Annotated in this window: 17 protein-coding genes and 5 tRNA genes; all 22 read left to right on the top strand. The window is 52.1% G+C overall.

The annotated features are described in order from the left end of the window. The first annotated feature begins 467 nt into the window (after nt 1-467). The 22 genes from BLP93_RS05165 (at nt 468) to rpsG (ending at nt 22,909) form a co-directional block, all read left to right on the top strand. Nucleotides 468-1,916: a mannose-1-phosphate guanylyltransferase/mannose-6-phosphate isomerase gene (locus BLP93_RS05165; RefSeq protein ID WP_092118110.1), complete on the top strand. Its 1,449-nt coding sequence runs from the start codon at nt 468-470 to the stop codon at nt 1,914-1,916. Nucleotides 1,917-2,240: 324 nt separating this feature from the next. Continuing rightward, nucleotides 2,241-2,822 carry a menaquinone reductase multiheme cytochrome c subunit QrcA gene (gene qrcA, locus BLP93_RS05170; protein ID WP_092118473.1) on the top strand — a complete coding sequence of 194 codons (582 nt, stop codon included), beginning with the start codon at nt 2,241-2,243 and terminating at the stop codon, nt 2,820-2,822. 14 nt (nt 2,823-2,836) lie between these two features. Next, on the top strand, nt 2,837-4,993 hold the full coding sequence (gene qrcB, locus BLP93_RS05175; RefSeq protein ID WP_092118113.1) for a menaquinone reductase molybdopterin-binding-like subunit QrcB: 2,157 nt from the start codon (nt 2,837-2,839) through the stop codon (nt 4,991-4,993). Between the two features lie 18 nt (nt 4,994-5,011). Further along, complete coding sequence (gene qrcC, locus BLP93_RS05180; RefSeq protein ID WP_092118117.1) at nt 5,012-5,785, top strand: menaquinone reductase iron-sulfur cluster-binding subunit QrcC; 774 nt, start codon at nt 5,012-5,014, stop codon at nt 5,783-5,785. A gap of 3 nt (nt 5,786-5,788) precedes the next feature. Continuing rightward, on the top strand, nt 5,789-7,021 hold the full coding sequence (gene qrcD, locus BLP93_RS05185) for a menaquinone reductase integral membrane subunit QrcD (RefSeq protein ID WP_092118120.1): 1,233 nt from the start codon (nt 5,789-5,791) through the stop codon (nt 7,019-7,021). A 374-nt stretch (nt 7,022-7,395) separates the two neighbouring features. Further along, a tRNA-Thr gene (locus BLP93_RS05190) sits at nt 7,396-7,470 on the top strand. A 10-nt stretch (nt 7,471-7,480) separates the two neighbouring features. Then, nucleotides 7,481-7,566, top strand: a tRNA-Tyr gene (locus tag BLP93_RS05195). 73 nt (nt 7,567-7,639) lie between these two features. Then, a tRNA-Gly gene (locus tag BLP93_RS05200) sits at nt 7,640-7,716 on the top strand. 33 nt (nt 7,717-7,749) lie between these two features. Further along, a tRNA-Thr gene (locus BLP93_RS05205) sits at nt 7,750-7,825 on the top strand. A 98-nt stretch (nt 7,826-7,923) separates the two neighbouring features. Then, nucleotides 7,924-9,117, top strand: a complete 1,194-nt coding sequence (gene tuf, locus BLP93_RS05210) for an elongation factor Tu (RefSeq protein WP_092118123.1) — start codon at nt 7,924-7,926, stop codon at nt 9,115-9,117. An 18-nt stretch (nt 9,118-9,135) separates the two neighbouring features. Beyond that, nucleotides 9,136-9,285, top strand: a complete 150-nt coding sequence (gene rpmG / locus BLP93_RS05215) for a 50S ribosomal protein L33 (protein WP_092118126.1) — start codon at nt 9,136-9,138, stop codon at nt 9,283-9,285. A gap of 21 nt (nt 9,286-9,306) precedes the next feature. Beyond that, nucleotides 9,307-9,383 (top strand) — tRNA-Trp (locus BLP93_RS05220). Nucleotides 9,384-9,402: 19 nt separating this feature from the next. Then, a complete protein-coding gene (gene secE / locus BLP93_RS05225; RefSeq protein ID WP_092118129.1) occupies nt 9,403-9,651 on the top strand; it encodes a preprotein translocase subunit SecE in 249 nt (82 codons plus the stop codon). A 45-nt stretch (nt 9,652-9,696) separates the two neighbouring features. Further along, nucleotides 9,697-10,242, top strand: coding sequence for a transcription termination/antitermination protein NusG (gene nusG / locus BLP93_RS05230; RefSeq protein ID WP_092118132.1), 546 nt, complete (start codon nt 9,697-9,699; stop codon nt 10,240-10,242). Nucleotides 10,243-10,274: 32 nt separating this feature from the next. After that, a complete protein-coding gene (gene rplK, locus BLP93_RS05235; RefSeq protein WP_092118135.1) occupies nt 10,275-10,700 on the top strand; it encodes a 50S ribosomal protein L11 in 426 nt (141 codons plus the stop codon). A 17-nt stretch (nt 10,701-10,717) separates the two neighbouring features. Continuing rightward, entirely contained in the window at nt 10,718-11,416 is a 699-nt protein-coding gene (gene rplA / locus BLP93_RS05240) for a 50S ribosomal protein L1 (RefSeq protein WP_092118476.1), read from the top strand. 228 nt (nt 11,417-11,644) lie between these two features. After that, a complete protein-coding gene (rplJ, locus tag BLP93_RS05245; protein ID WP_092118138.1) occupies nt 11,645-12,175 on the top strand; it encodes a 50S ribosomal protein L10 in 531 nt (176 codons plus the stop codon). Nucleotides 12,176-12,214: 39 nt separating this feature from the next. After that, on the top strand, nt 12,215-12,595 hold the full coding sequence (gene rplL / locus BLP93_RS05250) for a 50S ribosomal protein L7/L12 (protein ID WP_092118141.1): 381 nt from the start codon (nt 12,215-12,217) through the stop codon (nt 12,593-12,595). A 677-nt stretch (nt 12,596-13,272) separates the two neighbouring features. Continuing rightward, complete coding sequence (gene rpoB / locus BLP93_RS05255) at nt 13,273-17,376, top strand: DNA-directed RNA polymerase subunit beta (RefSeq protein WP_092118144.1); 4,104 nt, start codon at nt 13,273-13,275, stop codon at nt 17,374-17,376. A 76-nt stretch (nt 17,377-17,452) separates the two neighbouring features. Then, nucleotides 17,453-21,610: a DNA-directed RNA polymerase subunit beta' gene (gene rpoC / locus BLP93_RS05260; protein ID WP_092118147.1), complete on the top strand. Its 4,158-nt coding sequence runs from the start codon at nt 17,453-17,455 to the stop codon at nt 21,608-21,610. A 438-nt stretch (nt 21,611-22,048) separates the two neighbouring features. Continuing rightward, nucleotides 22,049-22,420 carry a 30S ribosomal protein S12 gene (gene rpsL, locus BLP93_RS05265; RefSeq protein ID WP_092118150.1) on the top strand — a complete coding sequence of 124 codons (372 nt, stop codon included), beginning with the start codon at nt 22,049-22,051 and terminating at the stop codon, nt 22,418-22,420. A gap of 18 nt (nt 22,421-22,438) precedes the next feature. Further along, nucleotides 22,439-22,909, top strand: coding sequence for a 30S ribosomal protein S7 (gene rpsG / locus BLP93_RS05270; RefSeq protein ID WP_092118153.1), 471 nt, complete (start codon nt 22,439-22,441; stop codon nt 22,907-22,909). The last annotated feature ends 11 nt before the right edge of the window (nt 22,910-22,920 follow it).

Consider the following 22,920-nt stretch of genomic DNA (forward strand, 5'->3'; position numbering starts at 1 on the left):
TTGGAGTGATCCGTTGTAAAGGGAAAAAAACGACCGCGGCACAATGTATGATATCACATGACCTCTTCCCTCGGACACTGCCTCCGGATGCTCACCATGACACGAATGAGCATCCTCGCTATTCGCCCAATATTATTGAGAGCAAGGAGCTGAGAATCGTTTTTCGACAATAAAAATTACAGCATCCCGGAGAAGAGGTAAAGTCAGGACGAGTGAGCCCTCGTACCCCGGGCGTCGTGCTGAATATTCATCTCGGTTCAGGCTGCAATTTCAGCCTGAACCGGCCATCAACGCTGTTGCGTAACTTCTCGGCTGAGTCGCGGAATATCACGAGAATTAGCTGAACGAATGCAGGTCCGGTTTTTAGAATAATGCTGGAATGGGTTGCGGCAATGGGAGGGGCAGGGTATTGGCTGCTTCGAGAAGCATGTGCGCGGACAATCCACTACAGCAAATGGAGAAAGCTCATGACGCAGAACAGCTTGAACATGGATATCTGGTCCAGGGGGTGGGCGATCATCCTGGCAGGAGGATCCGGCACCCGGCTGTGGCCCATGTCTCGATCGTTGCTGCCAAAGCAGCTCTTGGCTTTGAATGGTGAGAAAACTCTTTTGCAGCAAACGGCGCAGCGCCTACTGGGAAAGCTGCCACCGGAACGAATCGTCACCGTGACCAATGAAGAGCATTTTTTCGAGGTTTGCAACCAACTCGCTGAACTGCATCCTGACCTGAAACAACATGTGCTCAAGGAGCCCATGGCCAGAAACACTCTCCCGGCGATCATGCTCGGTATGGATCGGATCAGCTTGCACGCGCAGCAGCCATTGGTGGGCATCTTTCCGTCCGATCACATGATCGGCGGTCAGGATCAGTTTGAGTCCGACTGGGAAGAGGCCTTAAACCTGGCCGATCAGGATTGGTTCGTCACCTTCGGCATTCCCCCTAGAAAGCCGGAAACAGGTTACGGATACATTGCCAAATCCGAGGAATTGAGTGCGAAGGCCTTCAGGGTGGCCGGCTTTGTGGAGAAGCCGCCATTGGACAAGGCGCAGGAATTTGTTTCCGGTGGTACACATTACTGGAACAGCGGTATGTTCGTCATACCCGGCAAGGCTTTTTTGGAGGCGGTTGAGGAATTGCAGCCGGATCTGTGGATTTGGTGGCAGGGGCGTGAAGCGACTCCCCTAGCTGACGGATATAAGGGGATTCCCGAAATATCCATCGACTACGGGATCATGGAGCATGCCGGACATTTGGCCGTGGTTGAAGCCGGTTTCAAATGGGATGATCTGGGCAGTTGGGAAGCCATGTTCCGTATGGGGGACAAGAGCGATGATCAGTGTGTAATCACGGGGGATGTTTTGGCCCTGGATTGCCGTGAGAGTCTGTTTTTTTCCTCTGGCGGCAAACTTGCCGTGGTAGGTCTGGAGAAAATGGCCGTTGTTCAAACCAGGGACGCGACGCTGGTCTGCCCGCTGGACCAGGTTCAACGGGTCAAGGATGTGGTTGGCCGGCTGAAGGCTGAAAAGTCACCCCTTGTCGAGGCGCATGTCACGGTACGCAGGCCCTGGGGGAGTTATACCGTTCTAGAGGAGGAACAATTCTACAAGATCAAGCGGATCATGGTTCACCCCGGCGCCCGGCTGAGCCTGCAGATGCACCATCACCGCAGCGAGCACTGGGTCGTGATCAAGGGGACGGCTCTGGTTCAGGTTGGGGAGCAAGAGATGATCGTGGTGGAAAACCAGTCCGTGGACATCCCCAAGACCTCCATGCATCGGTTGTCCAATCCGGGAAGGGTTCCGGTGGAGATAATCGAAATCCAAAGCGGCCCGTATCTGGAGGAGGATGATATTGTCCGGTTTGATGATGTCTATGGACGTAGTCCTGCCGGGAACACACCGGAAGATCAGTGACGGAATTCATTTGGTGTTTGGTGCGAAAAAAACCATGCAATTCAGGACAAGTCGAGGCTTGAAGCGGTAAGAGGGTGCTACGCGCCGCGCCGGGACTCGGTTCAAGGCTGGCTTCACCAGCCGGCTGACTGGAAAGAAGGGCAAATGCAATGTGATGCTAACCGTCCAAATTTTTAAAAGAAAAGTATGCAGTTTAATTCGTGAATTATTTCATTTGTGCTTGACAGGACTTTGCTCTCTTGCATAGTGTGCCGAAAATTTGGGGCTCATGCAGGAACGTGAGGTTCTTTTCGTCATCAACATTACAGCATGTGAGGCAACATGATGGAAGAAAAGAAAGGGGGATCGAGTACGGGTGGAGTCGCTCTGCCGTTTGTAGTGGGGTTCGCGGCTGCTTTGATTTTTGGATGGCTTATTTTTCCACAGTTGCTGTTCAGCAAGAAAACTCAGCCGCTGGTTTTCACGCATCAGAACCATGTGGAACTGTACGGGATGGCCTGCGAGGATTGCCATGATTACCGCAGGGACGGCTCTTTCACTGGAATACCGTCCAACGCACAGTGCGCCGAGTGTCACTCCTTTCCCTTGGGAGACCATCCGGACGAAATCAGGTTCGTGGAAGAGTTTTACGAAAAGGGCATCGAGGTTCCATGGCTGGTCTATCAATATCAGCCGGACAATGTCTTCTTTTCACATGCCGCGCACAGGGAATTCGACTGTACCGCGTGTCACCCGGACGTGGGCAGTTCCAATACCTTGCCGGTCTACTATGAAAACCGGCTGACGAAGTACAGCAAGGACACCATGAAGATGAAGGATTGCGAGCGCTGTCACGCCACGGTGGCCGCTCAGGAACCGGAACGGTTCTTTGGTGCTGCCAACGCCTGCCAGATCTGTCATAAATAGGAGAGGGTGAAATAATGGCACTTAATCGGAGAAGTTTTCTCACGTTTGCTGCCGGGGGTGTTGCAGGGACCCTGTTCACCCCGGTGATTTGGAAATCCATCGACGACACGGCCATCTGGACCCAGAACTGGCCGTGGATTCCACGACTGGAATATGGTCCGCGTGCGTATGCCGCAACCACATGCAAGCTCTGTCCCGCCGGTTGCGGGTTGAACATCCGGACAGCCGGCGGTCGACCCGTTGTTGCCGAAGGTCGTCCAGACCATCCGTTGAGCCAGGGAGGCATCTGTCCGCTGGGAGCAGCAGCCGTGCAGCTGCTGTACAGCCCGGCTCGGATCAAAAGCCCGATGCAGAAGCAGGAAGACGGGACGCATCAGCCGATTTCCTGGGAGCAGGCCGAAGCTCTTCTCCAGGAAAAGTTGTCTGCTCAAACAGGCAGGCGCAATAGTGTGGCCTGCATCAGCGGCGATGAGAATGGAACCATCAATGAACTCTTTTCCGCCTTTCTGGGCAAACTGGGTTCGCAAGCATTCTTCCTGATGCCGGGTGAGAGTCTCGCTGCTTCTCGAGTCATGAAGCAGGGCAGCATTGGGTTCGATATCGAGAACGCGGATCTTGTCGTGGCCTTCGGTGCGGACTTGTTGGACAGCTGGGGGACGATCGTCCGAAACAAGAAGGCGTATGGCGCGTCTCGGCGTATCGGAGAGAATCCGAGCGCGGAATACGTCTATGTCGGCCCCATGCAGAACAATACCGGGAGCGGAGCCGATCAGTGGATTTCCGTCGCTCCGGAACAGGAAGGCATTCTTGCTCTCGGAGTGGCCTACCACCTCCTGCAGAGCGGCCTTATGGCCAACCAGGCCCATGATTTCAGCGCCTATCGCAACCATGTCATGAGCCGTTATACTCCGGAGTATGTCCAGCGCATGACGGGAATCGCACCGGAAACAGTGGCCTCCCTGGCTGAAAAGCTGCGTCGCGCCGACAGGCCGTTGGTCATTCCCGGTTCCTCCATCTCCCAGGGCGGGGGCGTATTCAGCTTTGCCGCTGCGTTGAGCTTGAACTTCCTGCTCAACAACCTGGATTCTCCCGGCGGTGTCTTCGTTCTGCCGGAAATGCCCCAGGCTGTTGCCGATGCCGAGGAGCGATCCCTGATTCGTTCCAGGGACTTGGTGACCTATCTCCAGGAAATTGCCGCCGGTAGAGCTGAAAAGCCCGCTGTTTATCTTGTGTACGAAGCCAATCCGGTCTTCACCATGCCCCAGGCTAACACCCTGGCCACGGCAATGCAGGGTTCCTACCTGGTCAGCTTCAGCACGTTCTATGATGAAACCGCGGCGCAGGCTGATCTGCTGCTGCCTACTCCGTATTTCCTGGAGCGTTTTGACGATGTCCAGACGCCTCACGGAGCCGGCTTTGCAAGTTACAGCCTGACCAGGCCGGTGATTCAGCCTGTTTTTGACACGAAACCTACCGGGGACGTGCTGCTCGGCGTTGCAGAAAAGATGGGTTTTGATCTTGGTTTCGCCTCGTTTGACAAGGTGTTGGAGGCAAAAGTCGCAAACCTGACGGAGCTGGAAGGATTCTTTACGGACAAGGTCCAGCCCTGGGAAGTTCGTGCCGGCGCCAGCGTATCGTCCGCTTCCGGCAACCTCTGGCGCAGTATATCCAGAGGTTCAGTATGGGCCTCTACGCAAGTTCCTTATGATTCCGAAGTGCTTCTGGGAACACGAATCCTGACCCAGGCAGCACCGCCGGAGACGGATGACTGGACATTTCCCGTGCGTCTTGTGGCCATGGACAGCAGGGCTTACGGCTCCAGGCACATAGCCATTCCCCCCTTTCTCTTGCCCCTATTGGGCGAACAGGAGATGCAGGGCAATACGTTCTACGTGTGGATGAATTCGGTGACCGCGAAAAACTACGGGTTAGCTGCCCAGGAGTTGGTCAAACTGACCGGACCAACCGGAGAGATCACGGCCAGGGTTCGCATCTTCGAAGGTGTCGGCCCGAATATGGTGGCCGCTCCCCTGGGCTTCGGCCACACTGCATGGGATCAGTTCAGCCGGGGCAAGGGTGAGAATGTCTACAACGTATTGACCGTGCGTTACGAGCCGGGAACCGATCTGCCTGTCTGGGCCGACTCCCGGGTGCGCATTGCCAAAGCCTAGCAAAGGAAGGTTGAGCATATGGTTTTGTATCTCAAGGAATTCAAATACAAGTGGGGAATGGTCATAGACCTCGACAGTTGTACCGGCTGCGGAGCCTGCATGGTAGCCTGTCAGGCGGAGAACAACATCGCCCCGCCCGTGGATGCGTCCGATAAACGCTACAGCTTGACGTGGCTCCTGGTCTACGAACTCTCCAACAAGAAACCGTATCCTGATCATGACGTGGCGTATATGCCCAGGCCTTGCCTGCAATGCGGCCACCCGAACTGCGTTCCTGTCTGTCCGGTCATCGCCACGGACAAGAACCAGGAAGGCGGCATTGTCAGCCAGGTCAACGCCCGGTGCATTGGTTGCCGATATTGCATGGCCGCCTGCCCCTATCATGCCCGGTATTTCAACTGGCACGATCCGGTCTGGCCAGAGGGCATGGAAAAAACTCTTACTCCGGACGTGTCGACCCGGCCTCGAGGCGTGGTTGAAAAATGCCTCTTCTGTCACCACCGCTTCATGTACGCTCGGGACAAGGCACGTATCGAAGGCCGTGACCCGAATGCCCTGGCTGAAGGCGACTACATCCCGGCCTGTGTCGAGATGTGTCCCACTGGCGCCATCACCTTTGGAGATCTGGAGAATCCCGAGCACAGAGTGCATCAACTCTCCAAGAGCCCGAATGCATTTCGACTTCTCGAGAGACTGGGTACCGATCCCCAGGTCTATTACTACAGCAAACGGGAATGGGTGCGCAGGCTGGGTGACAATTACTTGGAACATGAAACGGTCGGAGGAGTCTAACCCATGAGCGATAAAGAATTGTGGCCCGAAGGGGTCCAGCGGTGTTCTTTGAAGTTGTTCATAGCGTGGTTGGCGGTGGTTTTCGCTGTTTTAGCCTGGGGCGTCTACGCGGCCTATGTGGTCTGGGCCGGCGGACTGATTGTCACGGGAATGGATAATTATTTCGCCTTTGGATTGTACATCATATTCGACCTTGCAGTCATCGCCCTCGGTGCGGGCGCCTTTTTCAGCGGACTACTGTATTATCTGGTACGCGTGGAAGGGTTGAAGAACATTATCAACCTGGCGGTCATCATAGGTTTTATTTGTTATTCCGGTGCACTGCTGATCCTGACCCTGGAGGTCGGCCAGCCGTTGCGTGCCTGGTTTGGTTTCTGGCACCCCAACGTTCACTCCATGCTCACGGAAGTAATTTTTTGCATCACTGTGTACATGTTGGTCCTGACCATTGAGTTCATTCCCTTGATCCTGGAAAACCGCAAGTTGAACAAGATCAAGTTCCTGCACCACTTGGCGCACAACTTCCATGTCATCATGCCGCTGTTCGCCGGTATCGGTGCATTCCTGTCCTTCTTTCACCAAGGTTCCCTGGGCGGTATGTACGGCGTGCTTTTTTCCCGGCCGTACGCATTCCGTGAAGGCTTCTTTATCTGGCCCTGGACCTTCTTTCTCTTTATCCTGTCCGCTGTTGCCTCCGGACCTGGATTCACTATGCTTGTCGCCACACTCATGGAGAAAATGACAGGGCGCAAACTGGTGGATTTCAGCGTCAAGGCCTTGATGGGCAAGATTGCCGGAACCATGTTGGCTATCTACATGTTCTTTAAATTCCTGGATACATGGGGATGGTATGCCGGCATTCTCCCCAGATCCGGACTGACATTTGACGAGGTTTTCTACGGATTGGCCTACGGCAAATGGCTCTTGTTCTCCGAACTTATCATCTGCGGGATTTTTCCAGCATTCCTGCTGCTTTACGCAAAAACCCGTAATACGCCATGGATCCTGTACAGCGCAGCAATCCTGGCATGTATCGGCGTGATCATCAATCGCTACGTACAGACGGCACAGACACTGGCCCACCCGGTCATGCCCTTTGACCGCTGGTACGTGTATGTGCCGACCTGGGCGGAATGGGCGCCTTCCCTGGCTATCATTGCCTACGGCGCACTGATCCTCAGCCTGTCTTACCGCTACCTGCCCGTCTTTCCACAGGAGCGGAAATTGAACCCGTAACAAGGCTCAGTTCCCGACTTTAAAAACGCTCTATCCGCCGGATGGAGCGTTTTTGTATTTTCGGGAGATGCCTTTGACATTAGTATCGCATGAATGTCATTAATAGATAATATAAAGCGTACAGGGGCAGACTTTTCTGAATTTGCTGCCTCACAAGTTTTTCTGACTCCGTCGGACCGATGAAATTTGAATTTTCGCAGGAAGTGTTTTGAGTTGATTCATGGTAGCCTGATTTATTGTCTATTAACCTTATATATTACATTATTATGGTTGATGATTGTAAATGGTTAAGCAAAATCCATAAAAAACTTAATTTTGGACATTCATACCCCTTGCTTTTTGGAACGAGGGCATGTAGAAGTCTCCTCTTTGTGGCTGGCGTAGCTCAACGGTAGAGCAGCTGACTTGTAATCAGCAGGTTGCGGGTTCAAATCCCATCGCCAGCTCCACGAAGAGTTTGGAGGGGTTCCCGAGTGGCCAAAGGGAACAGACTGTAAATCTGTCAGCGTAAGCTTTCGGAGGTTCAAATCCTCCCCCCTCCACCATAATTTTGACAAAGCTGTAGGAGACAGGACGATGAAGGCCTGTTGCTGGACTACACATATAGTCAGCGCCTGTGCGGGAATAGCTCAATTGGCTAGAGCATCAGCCTTCCAAGCTGAGGGTTGCGGGTTCAAGTCCCGTTTCCCGCTCCAAATGGCCCCCTCTCGCTCCTAGAAGCATGGTTAGCCCACATAGCTCAGTCGGTAGAGCACTTCCTTGGTAAGGAAGAGGTCACCGGTTCAAATCCGGTTGTGGGCTCCATATCACTGTCGCGAAATCATTCAAAACCGCTAGATTCGTGTCGTATTTCGCCGCCGTAGGCATAAATTTCATCAAAAAAATCTTGTTAGGGGGATCGTATGGGCAAGGCAAAGTTTGAGCGGACAAAACCGCACGTTAATGTTGGCACCATTGGTCACATTGACCACGGAAAAACCACCTTGACCGCGTCTATCACCAAGATGCTAAGCATCAAGGGTGGAGCGAGCTATGTTCCTTTCGATCAGATCGACAAGGCGCCTGAGGAAAAGGAACGCGGCATTACCATTGCCACAGCCCACGTTGAGTACGAGACCGCCAACCGGCACTATGCCCACGTGGACTGCCCTGGCCACGCTGACTACATCAAGAACATGATCACAGGCGCGGCGCAGATGGATGGCGCTATTCTCGTTGTGGCCGCCACGGATGGTCCCATGCCCCAGACCCGGGAACACATTCTCCTGGCCCGCCAGGTCGGCGTACCGTGTCTTGTGGTGTTCATGAACAAGGTCGATCTCGTGGACGATCCGGAACTGCTGGAACTGGTAGAGCTCGAAGTACGTGAGCTGCTCTCCAAGTACGGTTTCCCTGGAGACGATGTGCCCGTGATTCAGGGCAGTGCTCTGAAGGCGCTGGAATCAGACAATCCAGACAGCGACGAAGCCAAGTGCATTTTTGAATTGATGGCCGCCCTGGACAGTTACGTTCCTGAGCCGGTTCGTGATATAGACAAGCCTTTTCTGATGCCCATCGAAGACGTGTTCAGCATCTCCGGACGCGGTACCGTAGTCACCGGACGAGTGGAGCGTGGCGTTGTCAAGGTGGGTGAGGAAGTTGAAATCGTCGGCATCAACGAAACCCGCAAAACCGTCTGCACCGGCGTGGAAATGTTTCGCAAGCTTCTGGACCAGGGCCAAGCCGGCGACAATATTGGCGCCCTTTTACGCGGCGTGAAGCGCGAGGATGTGGAACGGGGTCAGGTTCTTGCCGCTCCTAAATCCATCACGCCCCACCGCCGCTTCGTTGCCGAGGTGTACGTCCTGTCCAAGGAAGAAGGCGGACGCCACACTCCCTTTTTCAGCGGGTATCGCCCCCAGTTCTATTTTCGGACCACGGACATCACAGGAGTGGTGACCTTGGCGGAAGGTGTCGAAATGGTCATGCCCGGGGACAATGCGACATTTAACGTTGAATTGATCGCTCCCATTGCAATGGAACTCGGCGTACGCTTTGCAATCCGTGAAGGTGGCCGAACCGTAGGCGCCGGCGTCATCTCCGAAATCATCGAATAGTCAGCCGAAGGACTTATCATGCGCATCAATATTTTGCTGGCTTGCCTTGATTGCAAGCGACGCAATTACGCGACAGAGAAGAACAAGAAAAACACTACAGGACGGATTGAAATGAAGAAGTTTTGTCCCTTCTGTGGTGGGCATCGGATGCATCGGGAAACCAAGTAAGTATTATCTTCTCTGTTCCGCAGGCCAGTAGCTCTAACGGTTAGAGCACCGGACTCCAAATCCGGGGGATGGGGGTTCGAATCCCTCCTGGCCTGCCAATTTTTTTATGGGTTAAATATGGCTAAATTACAATCAAGTGATGACAAGAAAGTTCCTACTGGACGCTTTGAGTTCAAGGAAAAAGCTCTCCAGTTAAAGGATTTTTTTGAAAAATCTAAACTGGAGCTGAAGAAGGTCACATGGCCTACCCGCAAGGAAACAACCTCTACATGTCTTGCTGTTGTCGTGCTGGTAGTATTGATGTCTCTTTTTCTTGGAGTCGTTGATCTTGCTTTGGCAAAAATTGTTGAGGTTGTTCTTTATTAGTTTTCGAGAAATCAGCGCTTGAATCAGTGAGCCCGGAACCATCTTATGGAATTGAATGCACCGAAGTCGGAATGGTATATAGTTCATACCCACACGGGCTTTGAGCAGCGTGTGGAACGGACTCTCCGGGAAATGATCCGCACCAATAGAGCTCTTGGACTGATCGAGGAAATTGTCGTCCCAACGGAGAAGGTCGTAGAGCTCGTCAAGGGTGAGAAAAAAACCTCCACCCGAAAATTTTATCCCGGTTATATCATGGTCAAGATGGTTCTAACTGATGAATCTTGGCATCTGGTTCAGTCGTTGCCTCGTGTGACCGGTTTTCTGGGCGGAAAGAACAGGCCCTTGCCCATGCCGGAAAGAGAGGCATTAAAGATTCTCAATATGATGGAAACCCGTCAAGAGCAGCCTCGACCGAAATTCTCTTTTGAACGTGGCGATGAGGTGCGTGTCATTGATGGACCGTTCGCGAACTTCAATGCCGTTGTGGAAGATGTCAATTACGATAAGGGAAAGCTGAAAGTAACCGTTTCCATTTTTGGCAGACAGACTCCGGTGGAACTGGAATTCGTTCAGGTAAGTAAAACATAATCCTGCACATGTGGGAATTTGGTAGGTAATTTATGGCTAAAAAGATCAAAGCAAAAATTAAGCTTCAGGTTCCAGCCGGAGCTGCCAACCCGTCTCCTCCCGTAGGCCCAGCCCTGGGCCAACATGGCGTGAACATCATGGAGTTCTGCAAGAGCTTCAATGCCAAAACCCAGGACCAAAAGGGCATGATCACACCTGTGATAATCACGGTATATGCCGACAGAACCTTTACATTTGTCACCAAAACGCCCCCAGCTTCGGTTCTGCTCCTGAAAGCCGCGAAACTTGACAAAGGATCCGGTGAACCGAACAAAAATAAGGTCGGAAAGGTATCCAAGACCCAAGTTGAAGAAATCGCCAAATTGAAAATGCCTGATTTGACCGCGATGAGCCTTGACGCCGCCATGCTGAGCATCATGGGAACGGCTCGGAGCATGGGGATTGAGGTCGAAAACTAGGCAATAGGATAATGATCATGCCCACACACGGAAAAAAATATCGCAATTCTGTCCAGGACCTGGACCTGAAGAACAAGTTCCCGGTTAAGGACGGCTTGGATCTCGCGTTACGACTTGCTTATGCAAAGTTTGACGAAACGGTTGATGTCGCAGTCTGTCTTGGTGTTGACCCAAAATATTCCGATCAAATGGTCAGGGGCGCGGTAACGCTGCCGCACGGCCTTGGCAAGGTAGTCCGCGTTGCCGCTTTTTGCAAAGGCGACAAGGAAGCCGAAGCCAAGGATGCCGGTGCTGATATAGTCGGCAACGATGATTTGATCGAAAGGATTAAAGGCGGCTGGCTGGAATTTGATCAGGCCGTTGCAACCCCTGATATGATGGCTCAAATCGGAAAGATCGGACGAATACTCGGACCACGCGGATTGATGCCGAACGCAAAGACTGGAACCGTCACTTTCGACATTGGGAAGGCTGTCAAGGAGATGAAAGCCGGTCGTGTTGAGTTCAAGGTAGACAAAGCCGGTGTTATCCATTCTCCTCTGGGAAAAGTTTCATTCGGCGCGGACAAGCTTGTGGATAACCTGCGTACAGTCATCGACACCATCATCCGGTTGAAACCCTCCTCGGCTAAGGGCACTTACCTTCGAGCCATGGCGATTTCAACAACCATGGGACCCGGCATCAAGATTGACACGCAAACCATGCCGCGAGACTAGTTCCTTCAGGCTTGCAACATTATTAAATCAAGTCAGGCGAGCTTGTTTATGTCTGGCGATAGATTAGTCTATTAAGTTTCATTTCTTTAAAGCCAACTTATGAGCTTGAAGAAATTTCGATGGCATTCAGGAGTCAAAGACAGCAGGTGGAGTAATTCCTTAATGTCCTGCCGAGACACTACTTTGGCTCTTCTTTGCCGTATTACGCCGCAAAGGAGGTGAGATCACGTGAACAGAACGCAAAAAGGCGAAGTTATTGAGAAATTGAGAGGCAAAGCAGCAAATGCAAATATTGCCATAGTTACAGACTTCAAGGGTCTCAAGGTGGAGGAAGTCACACCGCTGAGAGTCAAACTTCGAGAATCCGGAGTTGACTATCATGTTGTCAAAAACACTTTGGCTCGCATTGCCTTGGATGGGTCGAAACACGAAATTCTAAAGGATTCCCTGAAAGATTGTTGCGCAATTGCTTTTACAACTGGAGATCCTGTAGCCGCTGCCAAAATCATTGTTGAATTTGATAAAGGCTCCAAGAATTTTAATACCCGCTTTGCAAGCCTCGAAGGCAAGTTTCTCACCAAGAACCAAATTGAAGATTTGGCCAAGTTGCCGAGCAAGGAAGTTTTGCTGGCTATGACGCTGGGAACGATGAATGCCGTTCCGACCAATTTTGTTGGCTTGTTCGCCAATATTTTGCGGAATTTCTTATACGCCTTGAATGCTATCAAGGAACAAAAGGAACAACCCGAGTCCGTTTAATCTCAAGAGCCAAAGTAGATATCAGGAGGATTTTATATCATGAGTGTCACCAAAGAGCAGGTTGTCGATTTCATTGCCAATATGACTGTCCTTGAACTCTCCGAGTTCATTAAGGAACTTGAAGAGAAGTTTGGTGTTTCAGCAGCAGCTCCCGTGGCTGCGGTTGCCGCAGCTCCAGCAGCCGCCGACGCGCCTGCTGCTGAGGAAAAGACGGAATTCGACGTCGTATTGACCAGTGCCGGTGGGAACAAAATCAATGTTATCAAGGTTGTCCGCGCTTTGACAGGTCTTGGACTGAAGGAAGCTAAAGCCAAAGTTGATGAAGCCCCTTCCGTGATCAAGGAAGCAGCTGCCAAGGCCGATGCTGAAGACGCAAAGAAACAGCTGGAAGAAGCCGGCGCCACAGTCGAGTTGAAGTAGATTTTGCCTTGAATTTTTTTTCAGGAAGTGTGGTCATTCCACACTTCCTGTTTCCGTTTGGTGAGTTCAACAGCCTTTTCGAGAGACTGAAATCCGAGATGTACCTGAAACAAATTCTTTAGCGAGATAATTCACGCATCTCGCATGAGGTATGGTCTACCTTGTTTTTCATGCAAACCCTTACCTGGCTTACATCATCCCGTGCTCATCCCTTTCGGCTAAAAATGGACCGTGGGCCCAAAAGATAGGAATAGAGCATTACCCTTCTTAGCCGAGTATACGTGATTCGCAAAGCCGAGACTACGGCCAAGATTCCATATTATGATATGAACGTGCTGAATATCTAATCATAGCATTAATATCGTCATTCCTGTGTACTTCTCGATGCATTGAAGTCTAGGAATAATCTACTGATACACATCTTATTGCTCCTCAACTAAAATAATAATGTACTGTATACGCGACTGATTCCTCAAAAATTATTTATGCGCATTGGTAATCAGTGTTTGTATTTTAATATTATTTAAATGATTTTCACGAATGAATCAATATCTCGTACGACGTTCTTTTGAATAAACAGTATTGCATCGATCTTCTAATACAAACTCCATAACCTTTCTGGCGCATTCATGCGCTTCTTTATATAACTTTTTAATAGCACTACGTTGAGGGCGACGATGACACAACTTGTGAAAAAGTTTGGCAAAATCCAAAGTGTTCTCAATATTCCCCATCTCCTCGAGCTGCAAACGCAATCCTATCATCATTTTTTGCAAAAGGATATCTCTCCAGCCGCGAGGGCAGACGTTGGACTTGAAGGGGTGTTTCGTTCGGTATTCCCGATCCATGACTTCAACAAGACGGCAACACTTGAATTTGTCAGCTATGAGATAGGCCAGCCCAAGTTCGATGTCTCGGAGTGTCTGGCTAAAGGCCTGCATTATGAGGCACCGGTTCGGATCCGAGTTCGCCTGGTGGTTTTCGACGTTGATGAAGAGACTGGGAACCGCTCCATTCGCGACATCAAGGAGCAGGACATCTATTTCGGAACTATTCCGTTGATGACTGAAAAGGGCACCTTCATAATCAATGGTACTGAACGTGTAATCGTCAATCAGCTGCAACGTTCCCCCGGAATCATTTTTGAGCATGACTTTGGAAAGACGCATACCAGCCGCAAGGTATTGTATTCATCCCGGATCATCCCCATGCGCGGCTCCTGGCTGGATTTCGAATTCGACCATAAAGACATTTTCTACGTTCGGATCGATCGGCGCCGGAAAATGCCTGTGACCATTTTGCTCAAAGCCATGGGCATGACCAATTCCGACATCTTGAGTTATTTCTACCAGACGGAGCACTACGAAATTGAAGATGGTCGAGTTTTCAGGGAGGTACAGGAAAAACTCGTCCGCAAGGAGCAACTCTTCGCGGATGTTGCCACTGAAACAGGAGAGGTATTGGCATCCGCTGGCTCGATGATGAAGCCTCGGACCTGGAAGAAGATTCTTAAGTCCGGGGTCAAACGCATTGAGGTCGACCCTGAATCCATTGTTGGTCAGTATTTGGCGCAGGACGTCGTCCATCCGGAAACAGGCGAAGTTCTGGCTCTTGTGGGTGATGCAATCACTGAGCCCTTTCTTGAACAATGCCGTGAAGCTTCCATCAAGCGCCTGCCAATTTTGTATGTCACCGGCGTCGAAGTTTCCGCCACGATCCTGGAAACACTCTCACTGGACAAGACCACGGATATCGAAACCGCTCAGGTTGAAATTTTCCGACGCCTGCGGCCCAGTTCGCCTCCCACTCCTGAGGTGGCGACAACCTTTTTCGACAACCTTTTTCGCAACCCCGACTATTATGACCTCTCACCCGTTGGTCGCTATAAATTGAATTCACGACTTGGGCTTGATGTTCCTTTGGATCAACGTACCTTGACTAACGATGATATCTTGAAGGCATTGAAGCATCTTGTTGAACTAAAGGATTCACACGGGCCTTCCGATGATATCGACCACCTGGGGAACAGACGAGTTCGTCCGGTTGGAGAGCTGGTTGAGAATCAATACAGAATTGGCCTTGTCAGGATGGAGCGGGCCATCAAGGAAAGAATGAGCCTCCAGGATGTGGCCACCTTGATGCCCCACGACCTCATCAACCCAAAGCCTGTGGTGGCCGCGATCAAGGAGTTTTTCGGAACTTCTCAGCTTTCACAGTTCATGGATCAGACAAATCCGCTTTCCGAAGTGACCCACAAACGGCGACTCTCCGCTCTCGGACCTGGCGGCTTGACCAGGGACCGGGCGGGATTTGAAGTTCGTGACGTGCACACCAGCCACTATGGCCGTATTTGTCCTATTGAAACTCCGGAAGGGCCGAACATCGGACTGATCGTTTCCATGACCACGTTTGCGCAGGTCAACGCATTCGGGTTTATCGAGAGTCCTTACCGGATCGTGAAAAACGGGCAAGCAACGCATGATGTCCTGTTCATGGATGCATCCAAGGAGGGACCCGAGATCATCGCTCAGGCCAATGCCGAACTGGACAGCGAAGGCCGGTTCGTGACCGATATCGTCACGGCGCGTCTCAAAGGCGATTTTGCGCTGGTAAACAAGGATGAAGTGACCTTGATGGACATTTCACCCAGCCAGATCGTTTCCGTATCTGCTTCATTAATTCCGTTTCTGGAACACGATGATGCCAACCGAGCCCTCATGGGATCGAACATGCAGCGCCAAGCCGTGCCGCTTTTGCGCTGTGAGAGGCCCATTGTCGGCACCGGCATGGAAAGCATCGTGGCCCAGGACTCCGGCAGTTGCATCTTGTCGGCCGGGGACGGCGTTGTCAGGTATGCTGACGCGGAGCAAATCGTCGTCAGCTATGAGGGAGATCTGTTTCCTGAAACCGGCGGATTGAAAGTCTATGATCTGTTGAAGTTTCACAAATCCAACCAGAATACGTGCTTCGGCCAGAAGCCTCTTGTGGTTGAGGGGCAGGCCGTACGCAAAGGTCAGGTTCTGGCCGATGGTCCAGGAATTCAGCAGGGCGAACTGGCCTTAGGCAAGAACCTGCTCGTGGCGTTTATGCCCTGGTGCGGGTACAACTTTGAAGACTCGATCCTCATCTCCGAACGCGTGGTCAAGGAAGATGTTTTCACCTCGATGCATATCGAGGAGTTCGAACTGGTCGCCCGGGACACCAAGCTTGGACCTGAAGAAGTCACCAAGGATATTCCCAATGTCGGGGAGGAAATGCTGCGCAACCTGGACGAAAGCGGCATCATCCGGATCGGCGCTCCGGTTCAGCCCGATGATATCCTCGTAGGAAAGATCACGCCCAAGGGCGAAACCCAGCTCACCCCGGAAGAGAAGCTGTTGCGAGCCATTTTCGGTGACAAGGCCAGGGATGTGAAGAATTCTTCGCTCAAAGTTCCGCCGGGTATCGAGGGAACGGTCATTGACGTTCGGGTTTTCAATCGACGCATGGGCGACAAGGACGATCGTTCCAAGGTTATTGAAAAGCACAAGTTGACCCGTCTAGAGGCCAAGGAGCGCCAAATCATAGCCGGTCTCACCGATGTAATGCGGGACAAAATCTGGAAGATAGTTGATGGCAAGCGACTCGCCCAGACATTGATGGGCAAGCGCAAGGGCGAGGTTCTCGTTGAAGCCAACATGTTCATGAGCAGGGAAATCCTGGACCTGGTCGCGCTTAAGAAGCTCCCTGGGTTGTTCGTGGTCAAGGAAGTGAACGATCAGTTGCAGGAATTGATTGAGGACTATGAGCGCCAGATCGCTTTTGTCCAGGAAGCGTATAAGATCAAGAGCGAAAGAATTACCGAAGGCGACGATTTGCCGCCTGGCGTGATCAAGATGGTCAAGGTTTATGTCGCGGTCAAACGCAAGTTGTCCGTAGGCGACAAGATGGCCGGGCGTCATGGAAACAAGGGCGTCGTCTCCTGCATATTGCCCGAAGAAGACATGCCCTTTTTTGCCGATGGAACCCCAGTAGACATTGTCCTGAATCCCCTGGGCGTGCCCTCGCGCATGAATATCGGGCAGATCATGGAAACCCACTTAGGGTGGGGTGCTTTTGAACTGGGTAAGCAGATGGCCCGGATGATCGAGCGTGGCGACGACGTTGTTGATTTGCGCCGTGAGGTCAAGGATGTTTTCGACTCGGAAAGCATTTCCGCCCTGGTGGATGAACTGGATGACCAGGAGTTTGTCTCCGCTGTTCGGGAACTGCGCAACGGCATCATTACCAAGAGCCCTGTCTTTGACGGCGCGCATGAAGATGAGATTTGGAAGTGGTTGAAAAAAGCCGGATTGCCTGATGATGGCAAGAGCGCTCTCTACGACGGCCGTACCGGGGAACTTTTCCATAACCGAGTGACCGTGGGCAGCATGTACATTCTCAAATTGCACCACTTGGTGGACGAGAAGATCCATGCCCGCTCCACCGGCCCTTACTCATTGGTTACTCAGCAGCCCTTGGGGGGCAAGGCCCAATTCGGCGGACAGCGACTTGGTGAAATGGAAGTCTGGGCCATGGAGGCGTACGGTGCCGCACACGTCCTGCAGGAGTTTTTGACGGTTAAATCTGACGATGTGACCGGCCGTGTGAACATGTATGAGAAGATTGTCAAAGGCGACAACTTTTTAGAGGCTGGGTTGCCAGAATCCTTCAATGTTCTCATTAAAGAGCTGATGTCGTTGGGACTCGACGTCACGCTGCTCCAGGAAGAGAAGAAGAAACGCCGCGGCCCAGCCTCATAACGACGCTTTGCTAGTTCGAATTCTGACGTCCGCGGTTATCCATATATAGCGATTCGAGTACCAAGGGGACGATATTATGACATTAGATGAACTCTTTTCCATGCGGGGAAGTTCTTCGACAACGCCCAACAGCAAGAGCCTTAAAGGCATCAAGATATCCATCGCCGCGCCAGAAACCATTCGTGAATGGTCCTTCGGCGAGGTTAAAAAGCCTGAAACCATCAATTATCGTACTTTCAAGCCAGAGCGCGACGGACTGTTCTGCGCCAAGATTTTTGGTCCCGTGAAGGACTATGAATGCAATTGCGGCAAATACAAACGGATGAAGCACCGGGGTATCGTTTGTGAAAAATGCGGCGTGGAGGTGATCGCATCCAAGGTTCGGCGCGAGAGAATGGGGCATATCGAACTGGCCTCTCCCGTTGCCCATATCTGGTTCCTGAAAAGTCTTCCTTCCAAGATCGGAACTCTATTGGACATGACCATGGCCGATCTGGAGAAAGTGCTGTATTTCGATTCGTTCATCGTGCTGGATCCGGGACAAACCAATCTTTTGAAATTCCAAGTTATTTCCGAAGAACAGTACTATCAGGTCATCGAACATTTCGGCGAGGATGCTGTCACCGTGGGCATGGGGGCGGAATCCATTCGCAAGCTGATCGAGGAACTGGATCTGGCTGCACTGCGCGCGGAATTGCGTGAAGAGGGCGCCAAAACCAAGTCCCAGACGAAGAAGAAGAAAGTTGCCAAGCGGTTGAAAATTATTGAGGCCTTCCTGGAATCCGGAAATAAGCCGGAATGGATGATCATGGAGGTCATTCCGATTATTCCTCCGGAACTACGGCCACTGGTTCCCCTGGACGGCGGACGTTTCGCCACCTCAGACCTAAACGACCTCTATCGCCGGGTGATCAATCGCAACAACCGCCTTAAGCGCCTGATGGAACTCGGCGCTCCGGACATCATTATCCGGAACGAGAAGAGGATGCTTCAGGAGTCGGTTGACGCCCTTTTCGACAACGGACGGCGCGGGCGGCCCATCTCCGGGACCAACGGGCGGCCCTTGAAGTCGCTGAGCGACATGATCAAGGGTAAGCAAGGTCGTTTTCGGCAGAACCTTTTGGGCAAAAGAGTCGATTATTCGGGCCGATCGGTTATTGTAGTAGGGCCGAAGCTGAAATTGCACCAGTGCGGGCTGCCCAAGAAAATGGCCCTGGAACTCTTCAAACCGTTCATCTACTCTCAATTAGAAAAACGCGGTCTGACCACGTCCATCAAAGGCGCTAAAAAGATGGTTGAACGCGAGGACGTGGTGGTCTGGGATATTCTGGAAGACGTGGTTCGGGAGTACCCGATCATGTTGAACAGGGCTCCTACGTTGCACAGGCTCGGTATTCAGGCCTTTGAGCCGTTGCTGGTGGAAGGAAAGGCCATTCAGTTGCATCCGCTGGTCTGCACTGCGTTTAACGCGGACTTTGACGGCGACCAGATGGCCGTTCACATTCCTCTGTCCATCGAAGCACAAATTGAATGCCGGGTGCTGATGATGTCCACGAACAACATCCTCTCGCCCGCCAACGGCGTACCGATCATCGTACCCAGTCAGGACATCGTCCTTGGCTTGTTCTACTTGACCGTGGACCGGTCCTTCAGCCGCGGAGAGGGCAAGATTTTCTCAAATCCCTCAGAAGTCACCCTGGCCTATGACTCCGGCACGCTGGACCTCCATGCCCGGATCAAGGTGCGCATGGACGGCCACCTTGTGGAGACTACGCCCGGACGGATACTTGTGGGCGAAGTGCTGCCGAAAGGCGTCCCGTTTGAACTCGTCAATCAGTTGCTGAACAAGAAAAGCATCGCCCGTCTGGTCGGAGAAGCTTACCGTCGCGCGGGTATCAAGGCCACGGTCATCCTTTGCGACAAGCTCAAGGACATGGGCTATGAGTTTTCAACCAGGGCCGGACTTTCCGTTGGTCTAATGGATTTGATTATTCCCGAACAAAAGGACGTCATCCTGAAGAGTTCCTTTGACGAGGTGAAGCATATCGAATCCCAGTACCGTGACGGGATCATCACCCGCACGGAAAAATACAACAAGGTCGTCGACGTCTGGACTAAGGCCACCAATGATGTGGCCAAGGAAATGATGCGCAAGATGTCGCATGAAATCCTGACCGACGAGAAGAGTGGGCGCGTGGAGGAGAACGTCAGCTTCAACCCCATCTTCATGATGGCCACCTCCGGAGCGCGGGGCAACCCAGACCAGATGCGCCAGCTGGCGGGAATGCGCGGATTGATGGCCAAGCCCTCGGGCGAGATTATTGAAACGCCCATCACTGCGTCTTTCCGTGAAGGGCTGACCGTGCTCCAGTACTTCATTTCAACCCACGGCGCTCGGAAAGGCCTTGCGGATACGGCGCTTAAGACCGCCAACTCTGGATACCTGACTAGGCGCCTGGTGGACGTTGTCCAGGACGTGCAGATTTATGAGAAAGATTGCGGCACCGTGGACGGACTTGAAATCGGGCACATGATCAAGGCTGGTGAAATCAAGGAGCGGCTGAGTCAGCGTGTCGCGGGTCGTCTGACCATGTTCGACGTCTTTGATCCGGTCACGGACGACGTGATGATTCCCGCCAATTCTCTGATTGACGAACACTACACCCAGATGGTGGAAACGTCCGGCTTGAACACCATGACCGTGCGATCCGTGGTTACCTGCAAGAGTCCGCACGGCGTGTGCGCATCCTGCTACGGCCAGGATCTTGCTACCGGAAGAGTCGTCAACGTTGGCGAGGCGGTGGGGATTATCGCAGCCCAGTCCATCGGAGAGCCTGGTACGCAGTTGACCATGCGCACATTCCACATCGGCGGTACTGCATCCAAGGAGATTGAACAGTCATCGATCACCTCCCACTTTGTTGGTCGAGTGATCCTATCCCGGGTAAAAACTGTTGAAAACGCCGAAGGCCATGCCCTGATCATCAACAAGAGCGGTCAGTTGAGCATTGTCGACGACCAGGGTCGCGAGCGTGAAAAATATACGCTGCCCTTGGGCGCCAAACTGTTCGTTCAGGATCAACAGGAAGTTGAAAAAGGGAAGCTGCTTGTGGAATGGGATCCCTTTAACGAACCCTTTGTAGTCGACGTCGAGGGTGCGGTGCGTTTTTCCGATATCATTGAAGGAAGAACCTTTCAGGACAAGATGGACGAGACTACGCTCAGAACCACCAAGACCATCATTGAATACCGCACGACCAATTTCCGGCCCGCCATCGCGATTCATGACGCCCAGGGCAACCAGGTTACTCGTCCGGGCACTTCATCGCCAGCCATGTTCCAGCTGCCCGTGGGCGCCGTGCTCATGGTGCAGGACGGCGATCAGGTTCGCCCCGGCGACATCATCGCCAGAAAGCCTCGAGAAACATCCAAGACCCGCGATATCGTTGGCGGACTGCCCCGAGTCGCAGAACTGTTTGAAGTACGCAAGCCAAAAGAACTCGGCGTTGTTTCTGAAATTGACGGTATTGTATCTTTTGGACCGGATGCCAAGGGCAAGCGCAAACTCATTATCACGCCGGACACTGGAGAGCCTAAGGAATATCTGGTGCCCAAGGGCAAGCACATTACTGTTCAGGAAGGCGACCTGGTCGAGGCTGGGGAACTTTTGACCGAAGGTTACCCGGAACTGCACGACATCTTGAAGATCAAGGGCGAGAAACAGCTTGCCAAATACCTTGTCGAGGAAGTGCAGGAAGTCTATCGGCACCAGGGCGTACAGATCAACGACAAGCATATTGAGGTCATTGTCCGCCAGATGCTCAAGAAGGTGCAGGTCATCGATCCCGGTGAAACGCCTTTCCTCCTTGGCGAGCAGGTGGACAAGCATCGCTTCATGAGGGAGAATCTCCGGTGCGTAGAGAGCGAGCTGCAACCTGCCGTGGCGGAACCGTTGGTGCTGGGGATTACTCAGGCCTCCTTGAATACCGACTCCTTCATCTCCGCCGCGTCCTTCCAGGAAACCACCAAGGTTCTGACCGAAGCCTCCCTGAGGGGCAAGGAAGACTACCTTCTGGGGCTCAAGGAGAACGTCATTGTCGGCCGTCTTGTTCCTGCCGGCACGGGATATCGTAAATATACGGATTGTGAAATCTATGTTCCGGACCAGCCCGAGCGTGAAGATTCCTTCCTTGAGGATCTGGAAGACAACCATCTGCTTGTTGGCGACTATTGATTACCTGTTTAGGGTCGCGGAAAGATCAAATCAATCTGATTCGATCAGCGGATGAAGGACTTCGTCCTTCATCCGCATCCGTGTTTTTGCAATTTTTCATCTGAGGCCGACGTTGCCATGTTTCTGCCTAAAACTGCAACGGCGACTCGGACCATCCGCGCCTTCCTGAGGTCCGATTAGGTTTATGCTACATGGCTTCAGGTGCGATGGAACGATTTTGGCGCCAAACAACAGCGATCGCAAAAATATGCCAAGCTGGAAATCTTAATAAGTTTTTTTCATAACTCTTTTAATAATTAAATAAAAACGTTCACCTCTCCACCTTTTTTTCAGTTGGAGCCCGTGTGTGTTTTGACAGAGTTTGGTGAAAGGGTTGACATCCGCCAGGCAAGATAATAAACATCCCCTCTTTTGACGTTCAATCTGGAGACGAAAGAAATGCCCACGATAAGTCAGTTGATTCGCAATGAGCGAAAAAAAATTGAGAAACGAAAAAAAACCCCGGCTCTGCAAAGCTGTCCGCAACGAAGGGGCGTTTGCGTCAGGGTTTACACGACCACACCGAAAAAGCCCAACTCAGCGTTGCGCAAGGTTGCCAGGGTTCGTCTGACCAACGGGATTGAGGTGACTTCCTATATTCCTGGTGAAGGACACAACCTGCAGGAGCACTCCGTTGTCATGATCCGCGGTGGTCGAGTCAAGGATTTGCCGGGGGTTCGTTATCATATCGTGCGTGGCAGTCTGGACACTTCCGGAGTTCAGGACAGGCGCAAAGGGCGTTCCAAATACGGCGCCAAACGTCCTAAATAATTAAAGGATCAAAGAATCATGCCAAGAAAAGGACCTATTCCCAAGCGAGTGATACTGCCTGATCCCGTTTACGGCAGTCAGTTGGTCACCAGGTTCATCAATCGATTGATGTACGGTGGAAAGAAAAGCGTAGCCGAGGGCATATTTTTTAATGCCTTGAATTTTTTGGCTGAGAAAACGCAGGAGCCCCCATTGAAGTCATTCGAGCAGGCAGTGGACAATGTCCGTCCGCAGGTCGAGGTGAAGTCTCGAAGGGTCGGTGGGGCCACATATCAGGTGCCAATTGAGGTGTCATCCAGCAGGCAGACATCACTGGCCATTCGCTGGTTGATCAATTACTCGCGGAATCGTGGTGAAAAGGGCATGGTGCAGCGTCTGGGCGCAGAGCTGCTGGATGCTTACAATAATCGCGGTGGCGCAGTAAAAAAGCGTGAAGATACGCATAAGATGGCCGATGCCAACAAGGCCTTCGCGCATTACCGCTGGTAAGTAAGGATATA

The sequence above is a fragment of the Desulfonatronum thiosulfatophilum genome (assembly GCF_900104215.1).
Taxonomy (GTDB): domain Bacteria; phylum Desulfobacterota; class Desulfovibrionia; order Desulfovibrionales; family Desulfonatronaceae; genus Desulfonatronum; species Desulfonatronum thiosulfatophilum.

What these genes read in the sequence shown, in the direction of transcription:
- BLP93_RS05165 (WP_092118110.1), top strand. Translation starts at nt 468, where the DNA reads ATGACGCAGAACAGCTTGAACATGGATATCTGGTCCAGGGGGTGGGCG.
- qrcA (WP_092118473.1), top strand. Translation starts at nt 2,241, where the DNA reads ATGGAAGAAAAGAAAGGGGGATCGAGTACGGGTGGAGTCGCTCTGCCG.
- qrcB (WP_092118113.1), top strand. Translation starts at nt 2,837, where the DNA reads ATGGCACTTAATCGGAGAAGTTTTCTCACGTTTGCTGCCGGGGGTGTT.
- qrcC (WP_092118117.1), top strand. Translation starts at nt 5,012, where the DNA reads ATGGTTTTGTATCTCAAGGAATTCAAATACAAGTGGGGAATGGTCATA.
- qrcD (WP_092118120.1), top strand. Translation starts at nt 5,789, where the DNA reads ATGAGCGATAAAGAATTGTGGCCCGAAGGGGTCCAGCGGTGTTCTTTG.
- tuf (WP_092118123.1), top strand. Translation starts at nt 7,924, where the DNA reads ATGGGCAAGGCAAAGTTTGAGCGGACAAAACCGCACGTTAATGTTGGC.
- rpmG (WP_092118126.1), top strand. Translation starts at nt 9,136, where the DNA reads ATGCGCATCAATATTTTGCTGGCTTGCCTTGATTGCAAGCGACGCAAT.
- secE (WP_092118129.1), top strand. Translation starts at nt 9,403, where the DNA reads ATGGCTAAATTACAATCAAGTGATGACAAGAAAGTTCCTACTGGACGC.
- nusG (WP_092118132.1), top strand. Translation starts at nt 9,697, where the DNA reads ATGGAATTGAATGCACCGAAGTCGGAATGGTATATAGTTCATACCCAC.
- rplK (WP_092118135.1), top strand. Translation starts at nt 10,275, where the DNA reads ATGGCTAAAAAGATCAAAGCAAAAATTAAGCTTCAGGTTCCAGCCGGA.
- rplA (WP_092118476.1), top strand. Translation starts at nt 10,718, where the DNA reads ATGCCCACACACGGAAAAAAATATCGCAATTCTGTCCAGGACCTGGAC.
- rplL (WP_092118141.1), top strand. Translation starts at nt 12,215, where the DNA reads ATGAGTGTCACCAAAGAGCAGGTTGTCGATTTCATTGCCAATATGACT.
- rpoB (WP_092118144.1), top strand. Translation starts at nt 13,273, where the DNA reads ATGACACAACTTGTGAAAAAGTTTGGCAAAATCCAAAGTGTTCTCAAT.
- rpoC (WP_092118147.1), top strand. Translation starts at nt 17,453, where the DNA reads ATGACATTAGATGAACTCTTTTCCATGCGGGGAAGTTCTTCGACAACG.
- rpsL (WP_092118150.1), top strand. Translation starts at nt 22,049, where the DNA reads ATGCCCACGATAAGTCAGTTGATTCGCAATGAGCGAAAAAAAATTGAG.
- rpsG (WP_092118153.1), top strand. Translation starts at nt 22,439, where the DNA reads ATGCCAAGAAAAGGACCTATTCCCAAGCGAGTGATACTGCCTGATCCC.